Raw genomic sequence first — 13,249 nt, 5'->3', positions numbered from 1 at the left:
GGCTGTCCCGCCGGTCGAGACACGCGGCCCACGCGGAGTCCCGGCCGCTGCCCGCAAACCGGGCACGGACCGTCGAGTCCGGGCGTTACCGTGGTGGACCTGGTGGAGCACGGCGCAGGAGGGGGGCTTCGGGATGGGGCGTGCACGGCGCGCGCGCAAGATCGCGCAGGCTGCGGCCTACGGCGGCGGAGTGGGCGTCGCGGGCCTCGGCGCCCTCGGCGCCCTCGGCTACGGGATCCTGCGGGTCGAGGCGATGATGGCCCGCAGGATCGTGGGCCAGCCCTTCGAGGGCGCCCCGTCCGACAGCGGCACCTACGGCTCCGGGTCCGGCGTCGCCCTACGGTTCGTCGTGCTCGGCGACTCCACCGGCGTCGGGATGGGGGCGGACCACCCACACCAGACCATCGGCGCGACGATCGCGACGGAGATCGCCGCCTTGAGCCGCCGCCCGGTCGAGCTGACCAACGTCGCGGTCATCGGCGCCGAGTCCCCCGGCCTCGACGAGCAGGTCGAGCGTGCGCTCGCAGCCGTCCCCGAGCCCGACGTGGCCGTCATCCTGATCGGCGCCAACGACGTGACCCACCGCATCGACAGGTCCGTCGCCGTGCGCCACCTCGAGATGGCGGTGCGCAGCCTCCGCGAAGCCGGCGCCGAGGTCGTCGTCGGCACCTGCCCCGACCTCGGGGCCATCGAACCCGTGCCGCAGCCGCTGCGGCTGCTCGCCCGCCGCTGGTCCCGCGACCTCGCAGCCGCACAGACGGTCGCCGTCGTGGAGGCCGGCGGGCGGGCGGTGTCGGTCGGCGACCTGTTGAGCGAGGCGTTCTCGGCCGAGCCGCACGTCATGTTCAGCCAGGACCGCTTCCACCCGAGCCCCGCCGGCTACGCCCGGGTCGCCGCGGCGCTGCTRCCGACCGTGAGCGCCGCCCTCGACCTCTTCGGCGAGCGCAGCACGCCGACCCAGCCGAACGTGCGTCGCGGCGAGAGCGTCGGGCCGCTCGCGGTCGCGGCGACGCGGGCCGTCACCCGGCCCGGCACCGAGGTCGCTCGCGCCGAGGTCGGCGGTCAGTCCCGCGGTGCGCACGGACGCTGGGCGGTCCTGCTGCACCGCATGCGCCCGACCGTTGCATCATCCGGGCTGCCGGAGACCGCCGTCCGGCCTCCCGACGACCACACCGAGGACGCCGTCCTGCACTGACACCGCCCCAGGGAGCACACGACGAAGGGGCCGCCCCGCTCGTGCGGACGGCCCCAACGCGCCGTGCTGGAGGTCAGCCGATCTTCATGATCTGGGCCGCCTCCGGCGCCTTGATGCCGAGATCGGCGTTCCATTTGGAGAAGTCGAGCTGGCCCGGGCTGGACGACGAGCCGGTGAAGCGCACGACCTCGGACTTGTCCTTCGAGACGTAGAGCGCACCCTCCCCCTTGCCCTTCTTGTCGGTGAGGACCCAGCAGTCCACGCCGCCGACGTTCTCGCTCGCGACCTCCTTGGCCAGCTGATCCGGGGTGACCGCGCCGAAGGCCTTCTCGAGGAAGCTCTTGAGGCTGAGGCTCTGGGTCATCGACCCCGCGGACGCCGGGGCCTGGATGAACTTGTCACCGGCCTTCTGGACGGACGCCGGCGCACCCTGCTTCTTCCAGAACGTCTCGTCGCCCTGGATGTAGACACCGTCGCCGACGGAGATGACGCGAGCCTTGCCATCGCCCTCCATCTCGATGGCGATGTCAGCCGTCTTGCCGTCGCTCGTGCCCTTGAAGTCGATCTTGATCGTCTTGCCGCTCTGGTCGACCTGACCGACGAACGCACCCGACTTCGCGGCCAGCGCGTTCGCCTTGGCCTTGGCGAGGATCTCGGACGCCACGGGGGCGCTGGCGGTGGTGGACGAGCTCGCGGCCGGCGTGGACACGCTGGTGCTGCCCGAGCCGCCGGTGGCGGCGGGCGTCTCGGACTTCGAGCACGCGGCAGTGCCGAGGCTGATCGCGATCGCGCCGGACACGGCGAGGACGCGAGTCGTGATGGTCTTCATGGTGGACGAGCCCCCCTGATTGGTCGGATGGCCCGGGGTGAGTGCCCAGACCAGGCTCGGCGCGGCAGCGCCGACGGTCCACCCTAACGGTCGCGTGGGCGAACTCCGGGGTCGTACCCGGTCGGTGGGACCCACCCGCGGCCCGGCAGCCGCGGCGAGACGCACGTCATGGCCGGCGCCCTGTCCAACCGGTGCGAGGACGTCCTACCATCGTGGGGACTGAGCAAGCGCTTAGTCGCCCGTCGCACCGCCGCGCGGGCCGTCGATGCTGCACCAGGAGATCTCCCGTGACCGAAGCCGTCATCGTCTCGACCGCCCGCTCGCCGTTCGGCCGGGCCTTCAAGGGCTCGCTCAAGGAGGTCCGTCCCGACGACCTTGCCGCGAGCGTCATCCAGGCCGCCCTCGACAAGGTGCCCGCGCTCGACAAGCGCCTCGTCGAGGACCTCTACCTCGGCTGCGCCGAGCCCTCCGGCCGCCACGGCTCCAACATGGCCAAGGTCGTCGCCACGCTGCTCGACCTCGACGCGACCCCTGCCGCCACGATCAACCGCTTCTGCGCCTCCTCGGCCCAGACGACGCGGATGGCCTTCCACGCGATCAAGGCCGGCGAGGGCGACATCTTCGTCTCGGCCGGCGTCGAGTGCGTCTCGCAGTACACCGACTGGGCCGGTGCCGGCGGCGCCAAGGAGGACCAGCAGAACGGCCGCTTCGCCGAGGCCCAGGCCCGCACGAAGCGCATCGCCGAGACCAACGAGACGTGGACCGACCCCCGCGAGGACGGCCTGCTCCCCGACATCTACATCGCGATGGGGCAGACGGCCGAGAACGTCGCGACGGCATACGGCATCTCCCGCGAGCGCCAGGACGAGTGGGGCGTCACGTCGCAGAACCGCGCCGAGGCCGCCATCGGCCGCGGCTTCTTCGACTGGGAGATCACACCGGTCACGACGCCCGACGGCACCGTCGTCACCAAGGACGACGGGCCGCGCGCCGGAGTGACGCTCGAGGCCGTGCAGGGCCTGAACCCGGTCTTCCGCCAGCAGGGCACCGTGACGGCCGGCAACTGCTGCCCGCTCAACGACGGCGCCGCTGCGCTCGTCATCATGAGCGACACCAAGGCCAAGGAGCTCGGCCTCACGCCCCTCGCCCGGGTCGTCTCGACCGCGGCGACCGGCCTCTCCCCCGAGATCATGGGCCTCGGGCCGGTGGACGCGACGAACCTCGCGCTGAAGCGCGCCGGGCTCTCGATCGGCGACATCGACCTCTACGAGATCAACGAGGCGTTCGCCGCCCAGGTCATCGGTTCGGCCGACCAGATCGGGATGGACTACGACAAGCTCAACGTCAACGGCGGCGCCATCGCCATCGGCCACCCGTTCGGCGCCACGGGCGCCCGCATCACCGGCACGCTCATCAACGCCCTGCGCGAGCGCGACGGCCAGTTCGGCCTCGAGACGATGTGCGTCGGCGGCGGCCAGGGCATGGCCGTCATCTTCGAGCGCCTCAGCTGACGCCGTCAGCCGACCTGCACCACTCACGCCGAAGGGCCCTTTCCGTCCGGGCCTGTTCGGCTTTTAGTGTTGTTCTGGGGGCAACATCGCCGGGTCTCCCGTGGTCTTGATCGGTCGATCGGTCGCGGGAGAGCCGCTCTTCTTGTCTCAGGGGCTGTCGAGTTCGGCAAACCATCCGGATGACCTATGTCTAATCCCGGCTTCCCACCACCCGGCTGTCGGCGGGGACTAGATGCGCGACTTCGACGAAAGTCCGGGAACACAGAAGAGCTCCTCGTCCCCGGAGGGACGAGGAGCTCTTGGTCTGGTCAGCGATATTCGGGCGGCGGGGCCCCCGATCGTCACTAGACTCGCCGGATCCCGACGAGGTGCCGCAACTCGGGGCTCCGGGCGGCCCTCTCCCGAAGGTCCGGCATTGAGTCGATCGGGGCCCAGTCCTGACGGCCGTCGACGAGCGTGACCAAGGCGCGCAGGTGCCCTCGAAGCGAGACGCTGAACCGAGCTCTGGTGACGTACCAGCCCACGTGTCCGACGGGGATGTAGCGAGGTGAGTCTAAGTCGTAGTCGACGTACGCCTTCTGAGCGGTCTGCCGCCCCTCGCCGGCGTTGCTGTTGGCCATCATGGCCTCCAATCTCGATTGCTGATGCTCTTGTCCGGACTCACCATGACCGCATCCGCCTCCTGGGCAACTTCCGCAGCCAGCGCGGCCGCGGATGCGGGCGACTTCTTCCTCCATGCTGCCCAACAAGGGGGCGCCCCCCAGCAGAAGCTGGGAGGCGCCCTCCGGTGGTACCGATTTGCCCCCGGTACCCCCACTAAAAGCCGAACAGGCCGTCCGGGAGGGGCCCTTCGGCGTGCAGGCCGGCGGCACGACACCTCGCCGACTGGCGGGTTGTTGCGGCCCAGGGCGCGCTGCGACCGCGAGAAGCCGCCACGTGGCGCCGTGTGGCGCTGCCCCCGGTGGGCTCAGAGAAGCCTGCGTATGCCGGCCAGGGCGTTCGCGACCACCGCGGGATCGGCGTCCGGCTCGGTCACGAACAGGTCGTGCACCATCACCGCCAGCTGGTCCATGACCGCGGCGGGCCCGAGGTCGGGCACCGGTTGCGGCGCGACGCCCCGGGCCCGCGCCACGCAGTCGGCGAGCGACTGGACGACGGCCCGGACGGACGGCATACGCGAAAGCGCGTGGTCGAGCGGCAGCTGGTGCCACCGCTCGACCACGCGCCGGAGCTCGTCGGACACCTCCTGCGGGGTCGGCGAACCCGCGCGCGAAGGTGTCATCGGGCTGTCAGTCGCGCAGGCGCGCGAAGAGACGGACGAACTCGATGTAGAGCCAGACGATCGAGACGATGAGCCCGTGGGCGAGCAGCCAGGAGTACTTCTTCGGCGCACCCACCCGGACGGCGTTGTCGATCGTGTCGAAGTCGATGGCCAGGGAGTACGACGCGAGGCCGACGCCGAGGACCGACAGGATGAGGCCGAGGCTGCCACTGCCGCCGAAGCCCCAGCCGCTGATGACGCCGGTCATGAGCAGGACGACCTGGAGCAGCGAGAAGAGGCCGTAGCCGACGATCGCGAAGAAGAACATCCGCCGGGTCTTGTCGTTGACCTTGACGAAGCCCGTCGCGTAGCCGACGTACATCGCGACGAAGACGCAGAGCGTGGCGAGGACCGCCATCTGCACGACGCCGGCATACCTCGGGATCGACGCGACGTACTGGCTGAAGGCGCCGAGGAAGGCGCCCTGCAGCACGGCGTAGACCATGAGCAGCGGCACCGAGACCTTCTTCATGAAGGCGATGGCGAAGCCGAGGATCAGCGTGCCGAACATGCCACCGAGCCAGAACGGCAGCGTCATGTCGGAGTTGGCCTTGGTCCAGAACCACGAGACGGCGGCGACGGCGACCGTGACGACGAACAGCGTGAGGCTCTTGACGACGACGTCGTCGACCGTGACGCGGCCGGTGTCGACCGGACCGGCCGGAGGCTGCGAGTAGAGCTCGTTCAGCTGCTGCGCGGTCATCGCGTCCTGGGTCGCGTAGCCGGTCGTTGCGGCCTGCGTGCCCTGCTGCGCCGGCTGCTGCGGACTGCCTTGGGGCGCACCGAAACCGGCGTAGCGCTCCTTCTCGATCTGCTTGTTGAGCCGGTCGAAGACCGGGTTTCCACCTGCCATGTGAGTGCGCTCCTCGAAGCACTGGGTGCCACGACCCGCGAATGGGCGTGGCGACTGTCCCCAAGGGTAAGCGAACGCACCCCGGCGAAAGGTTCCCGCGCGCGAGACCGGGCCGAGCCGACGGCATACTGGGGCCTGCGCCCCCGTGGCCCAACTGGCAGAGGCAGGCGACTTAAAATCGCCAACGGTGAGGGTTCGAGTCCCTCCGGGGGTACGTCACGTATGTCGGTTGTGCGGGCGTTGTGCGGGCACGGTTCGGTAACGGCCCGCCCACGCCTTGGCGTGGCACGGCATGCATTCAGCCTCTCCACCTAGACTGACCTGCGAGAACGAGGTCCAGGGGCCCATCGTCGGCGCTCCTCCGGGGAGTGTGTCGCGCTCCCGAGTGCGACCCCTCAACCACATGAAGGAGCAGCGGGTGCTGGAGCAGCGTGTCGCGGGGGCGACGACGACGGCTCCGACGCGCACGGCCTGGTCGGTCGACCCGCGCGTCGCGGCCTACGGTGAGCAGTTCGCCGCCGCCCTGCGTCGCAGCTGGGCCGACCCGATGGTCCGTCGGGGCACGCTCGGCACCTCGCTCGTGGCCGCGGGCTCGATCAGCCCGGCGTTCCTGCCTGCCGACACCTTCGAGCTGCCGGCCTCGCCGCTCATCGAGCGCTTCGGCCTCGAGTGGCTCGGCACCGGCGCCGGCCGAATCCTGACCACCATCCTGCTCGCGGTCGGCATGGCCCTGCTCGTCGACGCGTGGCTGCGGATGCGACCGGTCCACGGGCGCAAGGCGCCGTCCCTCGCGTGGCTGCTGTGGAGCCTGCCGATCATGCTCGCGCCGCCGCTCTTCAGCCGCGACGCCTACAGCTACGCCGCGCAGGGCCAGATCGTGCTGCGTGGGATGGATCCGTATGCCGTCGGCCCGTTCTGGGTGGCGGGGCCCTTCGCCGACCAGGTCGACCCGATGTGGGTGCAGACCCCGGCGCCGTACGGCCCGCTGGCCCTGCAGGTCCAGCACCTCGTCGTCAGCGTCTTCCCCGAGAACGCCTACGTGTCGGCCGTCGCCATGCGCGTGCCCGCACTGCTCGCGGTCGGGCTGCTCGCCTACGCCCTCCCCCGTCTCGCCGAGCGCTACGGCGTCAGCGGCCGGCACGCGCTCTGGCTCGGCGTGCTCAACCCGCTCGTCATGATGCACTTCATCGGGGGTGCCCACGGCGACGCCGTCATGGTCGCTCTCGTCACCCTGGCGCTGCTGCTCGCCAGCCGGGGCCAGCTCGTCGTCGCGTCGATGACGATCGCGGCCGCCGCCGCCTACAAGCAGACGGCCGTCCTCGCCCTCATCGGCGTCGTCGGCATGGCGCTGCAGGCCCAGAGCGACCTCGAGCCCGGCGCCCGCGCCCGCCTGCGGGCCATGGTCCGACACGGCCTCGTCTACGGCGGCATCACCGCGGCGACCTTCACCGCCATCACCGCCGTGTCGGGCCTCGGCTGGGGCTGGATCCCCAACCTCTCCGTCCCCGTCTCGCTGCGCTCGCTGCTCTCGCCGCCGACCTTCCTCGGGAGCGCTGTCGAGTGGCTCATGCGCGTCGGTGGCATGCCCCAGAGCTCGTGGTCCCTGCCCGTGCCGATCGCCCAGACGATCGGCCTGGTCGCCGGTCTGGCGGGGATCGCTTGGATCACCTGGCGGTTCGCGCCGCGCAACCCGGTGCTCGCGACGGCGGGTGCCCTGCTCGTGCTCTGCGCGTCGGGCCCCGTCATCCACCCGTGGTACCTCCTGTGGGGCGGCCTGCTGCTCGCCGCCGTGCGCCTGTCGGCGAAGCACGTGCGCGCCGTCGTCTTCGTGACGCTCTTCTTCGTCACCTACGGCGTCGTCGACGCGACGGTCTCCAACGGCACCTGGGCGCTGGGCGTCTCGGCAGCCCTGTGGATGGCCGCGCGGCTGCGCGCCAACCGCCGGCGCCTGCACGAGCAGTCCGACGAGCCCGTGCTCGCCGCCATCCTGCCGGGCCGCTGACGGGGTCGGTCAGCCACGTCGTGCTGCGCTGAGCGCGATGCCGTCCAGGATGTCGTGCTCGGAGGTGACGACCTGGGTGACGCCGGCGCGGTCGACGACCCGCTCGACGATCCGCCGCCACACCAGGGCACCGGCCCCGATGACGTCGACGCGGCCCGGGTGCATGTAGGGCAGCTCGGCGCGCTGCGCGCGGGGCATGCCGAGCAGCTCGTCGCAGGCGACGACCATGTCAGCGGGTGCGGAGTGCGCGAGGTGGACCCGTTCGGGGTCGTATGCCGGCAGGCGCAGCAGGTGCGCCGTGATCGTCGTGACGCTGCCGGCCAGGCCCACGAGCGTTGCGACACCCTCGAGTGGCACGACCGACTCGGCGACGTCGAGCGCCGCGTCGATGTCGCGGATGGCAGCCCCGATCTCGCCGTCGGTCGGCGGGTCGCCGACGAGGTGGCGCTCGGTCATGCGCACGCACCCGATGTCGACCGAGCGGGCGGCCTCGACGTCCTGGGTGCCACGGACCAGCTCGGTCGAGCCGCCGCCCAGGTCGACGACGAGGTAGGGGCCCGAAATGCCCTGGGCGGCAAGCCCACCGGTGGCGCCGGCAAACGAGAGGGCAGCCTCCTCATCACCCGTGACGACCTCCGGCGACACCTCGGAGCCGAAGTGCTCGGTGAAGGCCGTGTGCACGCCCTCGATGAAGTCCGAGGCGTTGCGCGCGTCGCGTGAGGCGGACGTCGCGACGAAGCGCACGCGGGCGACGCCCAGGTCACGGCAGACGGCGGCATACTCCCGCGTCACGGCGAGCGTGCGCTCCATGGACTCGGGCGCGATGACACCGGTGCGGTCGACCCCGTGGCCGAGCCGGACGATCTCCATGCGGCGAAGGACGTCCGTGAGCGCCCCGGTGCCGGGGTCGATGTCGGCGACGAGCAAGCGGATCGAGTTGGTACCGCAGTCGATCGCGCCGACACGAAGAGTCTCGGTGCTGGTCGGGTCACTCATGGGTCGCCTCCCCGGCGGAGGTGGAGGCTGCGGCGTCCTCGGCCGCGTGCACGGCCGCGCACGACGTCGGCCGCCACCACTCGTCGAGCATCGCGAGCGCCTCGTCGCCGAGCGGGTTGACGCCCGGACCAGCGGCCAAGGAGTGACCGACGAGGACATGGAGGCACTTGACGCGGGTCGGCATGCCGCCCGCGGAGATCCCGTCGATCTCGGGCACGTCGCCGAGCTCGGCACGCTGCGCCAGGTAGTGCTCGTGCGCCTTCGCATACGCTGCCGCGAGCTCCTCGTCGTGGGCCAGGCGCTCGGTCATCTCCTTCATGACGCCGGCCGTCTCGAGGGTGCTCACCGCGCCCGTGAGGCGGGGGCACGTGGCGTAGTACGTCGTCGGGAAGGGCGTGCCGTCGGGCAGCCGGGGCTCGGTGCGCAGCACGTCGGGCTCGCCGCACGGGCAGCGGTGCGCCACGCCGGCCACCCCGCGGGGGCGCCGCCCGAGCTGGCGCTCGACGGCGTCGAGGTCGGAGGTCTCGACGGGCGGCGGGGACGGAGGTGCGGAGTCGCTCACGCGAGGCTCCCTTTCGGTCTCGGGGCTGGCCGCGGTCACTTGCTGCGCGTGACCCCGGCCGTCGGTCGGTCGGCGATCTGGACCGACTGCCACACCTTGCCGTACCACGGCGACGCCGCGTTGGCCAGGGGTGCGGCCACGACGGGCCGCGGAGCGACAGGAGCGCTGGCGTGGTCGGCCGCGGGGTCGATGACGGTGTAGGCGCGGTCGCCGACGCGGACGAACTTCAGCCGTTCACGGGCCTGGACCTCGATGAAGGCGGGGTCCTTCCACAGCGCGGCCTGCCGCTCGAGCTGCTGGACGCTCTGGCGCTGCTCGGCGACCTTGTCCTGCATGGCCGCCGCGTCGCCCCGTTGCTGCACGAGTGAGCGCAGCGTGGGCACGATGGTCACGGCGAGCATCACGAGGATGCCGAGGAGGATGGCTCCGCGCACCCAGGCCGTCGAGGCCGAGGGCGGGGCGCTCTGCGGGGTTCGCGGTCGCGCGGCGAGAGCCGGCCGCTCCTTGCCGGCGCCCGGGCGGCTCGCCCGTGACGCGCCCGGACGTGACTGACCGGGACGGGTCGCGGACGAGCGGCCCGCTCCCGAGCGGCCGGTCGCCGTGCCGGAGGACCCACCGGACGCGGTGCCCGAGGACCTGCCTGAAGACGTGCGGGGAGCCGGACGGGCTGCGGCCGGCCGCGCCCCACCGCCCGGACGGCCCGTCGACGACGGGCGGCCCGGACGGGACGGCGTGCGGTCGGCCATCGGCGTCAGCCCTGGGCGCCGAAGCGGCTCGCGTCGAAGCGCGGGAACGCGCCGGTGCCGGCGTAGACCGCTGCGTCGTCGAGCTCCTCCTCGATGCGGAGCAGCTGGTTGTACTTCGCGACGCGCTCGGACCGGGCCGGGGCGCCCGTCTTGATCTGGCCACAGTTGGTGGCCACGGCCAGGTCGGCGATCGTGACGTCCTCGGTCTCGCCCGAGCGGTGGCTCATCATGCAGCGGTAGCCGTTGCTCTGCGCGAGCGTCACGGCGTCGAGCGTCTCGGTGAGCGTGCCGATCTGGTTGACCTTGACGAGCAACGCGTTGGCGGTGCCGGTCGAGATGCCGCGGCCGAGGCGCTCGGGGTTGGTGACGAAGAGGTCGTCGCCGACGATCTGGACCTTGCTGCCGAGCAGCTCGGTCATGGACTGCCAGCCGTCCCAGTCCTCCTCGTTGAGAGGGTCCTCGATGGAGACGAGCGGGTAGGCCTCGACGAGCTCGGCGTAGTAGGCGACCATCTCGTCAGCCGACCTGCTGGCCCCCTCGAAGGCGTAGGAGCCGTCCTCGAAGAACTCGGACGCGGCGACGTCGAGCGCGAGGGCGATGTCGCGGCCGGGCTCGTAGCCGGCGGCCTTGATCGCCTCGAGGATGAGGTCGAGCGCGGCGCGGTTGGACTCGAGGTTCGGGGCGAAGCCGCCCTCGTCGCCGAGCCCGGTGGCGAGGCCGCGCTCGCTGAGGACCTTCTTGAGCGCGTGGTAGACCTCGGCGCCCCAGCGGACCGCCTCGCGGAAGGTCGGAGCGCCGATCGGCGCGATCATGAACTCCTGGATGTCGACGTTCGAGTCGGCGTGCGACCCGCCGTTGAGGATGTTCATCATCGGGACCGGGAGCACGTGCGCGTTGGGGCCACCGACGTAGCGGAAGAGCGGCAGACCGGCCGACTCGGCGGCGGCATGAGCGACGGCGAGCGAGACGCCGAGGATCGCGTTGGCGCCGAGGTTCTCCTTGTTGGAGGAGCCGTCGAGCGCCATCATCTCGGCGTCGATGAGCCGCTGCTCGCTGGCGTCGAAACCGACGAGGCGCGGGTTGATCTCCTCGATGACGGCGTCAACCGCCTGCTCGACACCCTTGCCCAGGTAGCGGCCCTTGTCCCCGTCGCGACGCTCGGACGCCTCGAAGGCGCCGGTCGAGGCGCCGGACGGGACGGCCGCGCGAGCGAACGTGCCGTCGTCGAGACGGATCTCGACCTCGACGGTCGGGTTGCCGCGCGAGTCCAGGATCTCGCGGGCGCCAATCTCCTCAATGCTGGCCACTGACAACTCCTGTGCAGGTCGCGCTCGGACACCCACCGCCGGATCGCGCGGGTGCGTGCATCGCACCAAAGCGTAGTCGGTGGCCACCCCGTCGGCCCTCAGCGACCCGGCCCGGTGGCCCATCCCGGGACGCGGGCCGACCGGCGCCGCAAAATGGGTCAGACATTACGGGTTATACGCGTTCATTCACACCCAACCTGAGAAAAGACTTACCGGTTCTTGACCTTGGCGTGACCGAACCCGACATACTCCGAAGTGTCACCGGGGGGTGGCTGGTTTCATTGGGGAGTTACGACGCCAGCGGGGGGTTGGTGCTGTCATGGGGCAAGCCGTGCAACAGCCAGGAGCTATTCTCCTGGACCTGAACGCGAGAGTGGATGCACGCAGGACGACGGAGCGGCTGCGGGGGCAACGGCTGCTCCAGCTGGGGATCGCGACCGGTGACCTCGTCATCATCGTGGGAGCGACGCTGCTGGCCTCCGTCCGGCGCGTCGACACGCCGGTGCTGCTGCCGGTGGCGAACGACGTCAACACGGTCGCACTGTCCGTGGGGCCGGCCATCATCGTCGCCTGGATGCTGGCCAACGTGGCGCGAGGGTCCTACACCAAGGCCCATATCGGGGTCGGCACCGTCGAGTACGCCCGGGTGCTCGGCGCTGCGGGACTCACGGCCGGCGCCATCGGGATCTCCAGCTACCTGACGAAGTTCGAGCTCTCCCGGGTCTTCTTCGTCCTGCTGTTCCTCGTCGGCGTGCCGGTGCTGCTGCTGTGGCGGTGGACGGCCCGCAGGATCGTCCACCGTCTGCACCGCCGCGGGCGCCTGCTGACGAAGGTGATCATCTCCGGGTCCGAGAGCCGGATCGACGAGGTCGCGAGCGTCCTGCGCCGCGAGAAGTGGCTGGGCTTCCAGATCATCGGCGCCCTGGTGCCGTCGACGCGGCCGGTCGAGCAGACGCCGGGCGGGGTGCCGGTCATCGGCTTCACGAACGAGACCGCCTCCAACGCCCTCGCCTCCGAGGCCGACCTCGTGCTCTTCTCCGAAGGCGCCTTCCCGTCGGCGGTCGACTTCCGCCGGATCGCCTGGGACCTCGAGGGTCACGACGTGCAGATGGCGGTCGTCCCGAGCCTCAGCGACATCTCGTCAGGGCGGATGGCCATGCGCCCCGTCGGTGGTCTGCCGCTCGTGCACGTCGAACCGCCGCAGAGTCTCGCGGCCTCCCGCGGCCTGAAGCGCGCCTTCGACCTGGTGGGCGCCACCGTCGCACTGCTCCTCGCGTCGCCGGTCATGCTGACCTTCGCGCTGCTGACCAAGCTGCAGGACGGCGGCCCGGTGCTCTTCCGCCAGACCCGTGTCGGCCGCGACGGTCAGCTCTTCGAGTGCCTCAAGTTCCGCAGCATGGTCGTCGATGCGGAGGCCCGCCTGTCGGGCGTCAGCCACCTCAACAAGAACGCCGAGGGCGTCCTCTTCAAGGCTGAGCACGACCCGCGGATCACGCGAATCGGAGCCGTCATGCGCCGGTTCTCCATCGACGAGCTTCCGCAGCTGATCAACGTCATCAACGGCGACATGAGCCTCGTCGGGCCGAGGCCGGCCCTGCCGGCCGAGGTCCGCCGCTACGAGACCGACGTCCAGCGCCGGCTCCACGTGCGGCCCGGGCTGACGGGCCTCTGGCAGGTCTCGGGTCGGAGCGACCTCTCGTGGCAGGACACCGTCCGCCTCGACCTCTACTACGTCGACAACTGGTCGATCGTCCAGGATCTCGCGATCCTGGCTCGCACGGTCCATGCCGTCTTCGCCTCACACGGAGCATACTGAGAGTGGACCCCATGAACGGCGGGGGCGCGGGTACCTCAGCCCGTGCATCCGCCCGCGGGCCCGGCGCTCCCGGCACCCCCCCTGCCGAGTTGCGCCGGGCTCGCCCCTTCG

Annotated in this window: 12 protein-coding genes and 1 tRNA gene; 5 read left to right on the top strand and 8 right to left on the bottom strand. The window is 71.2% G+C overall.

The window, feature by feature from the left end:
* Positions 1-133: 133 nt before the first annotated feature.
* Positions 134-1,195: an SGNH/GDSL hydrolase family protein gene (locus AB4030_RS03190; protein ID WP_442277736.1), complete on the top strand. Its 1,062-nt coding sequence runs from the start codon at positions 134-136 to the stop codon at positions 1,193-1,195.
* A gap of 73 nt (positions 1,196-1,268) precedes the next feature.
* On the opposite strand, the gene AB4030_RS03185 is transcribed toward AB4030_RS03190, so the two are convergent.
* Positions 1,269-2,024 (bottom strand): hypothetical protein, encoded by a 756-nt coding sequence (locus AB4030_RS03185; protein ID WP_442277735.1) that lies wholly within the window; start codon positions 2,022-2,024, stop codon positions 1,269-1,271.
* Between the two features lie 287 nt (positions 2,025-2,311).
* Between AB4030_RS03185 and AB4030_RS03180 the strand changes: the two genes are divergently transcribed.
* Entirely contained in the window at positions 2,312-3,535 is a 1,224-nt protein-coding gene (locus AB4030_RS03180) for an acetyl-CoA C-acetyltransferase (protein ID WP_442277734.1), read from the top strand.
* Between the two features lie 344 nt (positions 3,536-3,879).
* On the opposite strand, the gene AB4030_RS03175 is transcribed toward AB4030_RS03180, so the two are convergent.
* The 3 genes from AB4030_RS03175 to AB4030_RS03165 all read right to left on the bottom strand — a co-directional run bounded on the left by AB4030_RS03175 (position 3,880) and on the right by AB4030_RS03165 (position 5,709).
* The gene (locus AB4030_RS03175; protein WP_442277733.1) at positions 3,880-4,158 is read right to left on the bottom strand and encodes a hypothetical protein; all 279 of its coding nucleotides are present in this window, start codon (positions 4,156-4,158) and stop codon (positions 3,880-3,882) included.
* A gap of 344 nt (positions 4,159-4,502) precedes the next feature.
* A complete protein-coding gene (locus AB4030_RS03170; protein ID WP_442277732.1) occupies positions 4,503-4,817 on the bottom strand; it encodes a hypothetical protein in 315 nt (104 codons plus the stop codon).
* A gap of 7 nt (positions 4,818-4,824) precedes the next feature.
* Positions 4,825-5,709, bottom strand: coding sequence for a Bax inhibitor-1/YccA family protein (locus AB4030_RS03165; RefSeq protein ID WP_442277731.1), 885 nt, complete (start codon positions 5,707-5,709; stop codon positions 4,825-4,827).
* 139 nt (positions 5,710-5,848) lie between these two features.
* Here AB4030_RS03165 and AB4030_RS03160 point away from each other — a divergent pair.
* Positions 5,849-5,923 (top strand) — tRNA-Leu (locus tag AB4030_RS03160).
* A gap of 204 nt (positions 5,924-6,127) precedes the next feature.
* Positions 6,128-7,711 carry a polyprenol phosphomannose-dependent alpha 1,6 mannosyltransferase MptB gene (mptB, locus tag AB4030_RS03155; RefSeq protein ID WP_442277730.1) on the top strand — a complete coding sequence of 528 codons (1,584 nt, stop codon included), beginning with the start codon at positions 6,128-6,130 and terminating at the stop codon, positions 7,709-7,711.
* Positions 7,712-7,720: 9 nt separating this feature from the next.
* Here the strand turns inward: mptB and AB4030_RS03150 are convergent, their stop codons facing one another.
* The 4 genes from AB4030_RS03150 to eno are packed head-to-tail and all read right to left on the bottom strand — an operon-like array spanning position 7,721 to position 11,322.
* Positions 7,721-8,707, bottom strand: a complete 987-nt coding sequence (locus tag AB4030_RS03150; protein WP_442277729.1) for a Ppx/GppA phosphatase family protein — start codon at positions 8,705-8,707, stop codon at positions 7,721-7,723.
* Positions 8,700-9,269: a DUF501 domain-containing protein gene (locus AB4030_RS03145; RefSeq protein ID WP_442277728.1), complete on the bottom strand. Its 570-nt coding sequence runs from the start codon at positions 9,267-9,269 to the stop codon at positions 8,700-8,702. Before AB4030_RS03145 ends, AB4030_RS03150 begins: the two co-directional genes overlap by 8 nt.
* A gap of 35 nt (positions 9,270-9,304) precedes the next feature.
* Positions 9,305-10,015, bottom strand: a complete 711-nt coding sequence (locus AB4030_RS03140; protein WP_442277727.1) for an FtsB family cell division protein — start codon at positions 10,013-10,015, stop codon at positions 9,305-9,307.
* A gap of 5 nt (positions 10,016-10,020) precedes the next feature.
* Positions 10,021-11,322 (bottom strand): phosphopyruvate hydratase, encoded by a 1,302-nt coding sequence (gene eno / locus AB4030_RS03135; RefSeq protein WP_442277726.1) that lies wholly within the window; start codon positions 11,320-11,322, stop codon positions 10,021-10,023.
* Positions 11,323-11,695: 373 nt separating this feature from the next.
* Here eno and AB4030_RS03130 point away from each other — a divergent pair, with 373 nt between their 5' ends.
* Positions 11,696-13,138 carry a sugar transferase gene (locus AB4030_RS03130; RefSeq protein WP_442277725.1) on the top strand — a complete coding sequence of 481 codons (1,443 nt, stop codon included), beginning with the start codon at positions 11,696-11,698 and terminating at the stop codon, positions 13,136-13,138.
* Positions 13,139-13,249: the final 111 nt, after the last annotated feature.

Source organism: Terrabacter sp. 2YAF2, assembly GCF_052114705.1.
In the GTDB taxonomy this organism is placed as follows: domain Bacteria; phylum Actinomycetota; class Actinomycetes; order Actinomycetales; family Dermatophilaceae; genus Terrabacter.
This window is presented reverse-complemented; position numbering and strand designations above follow the sequence as displayed.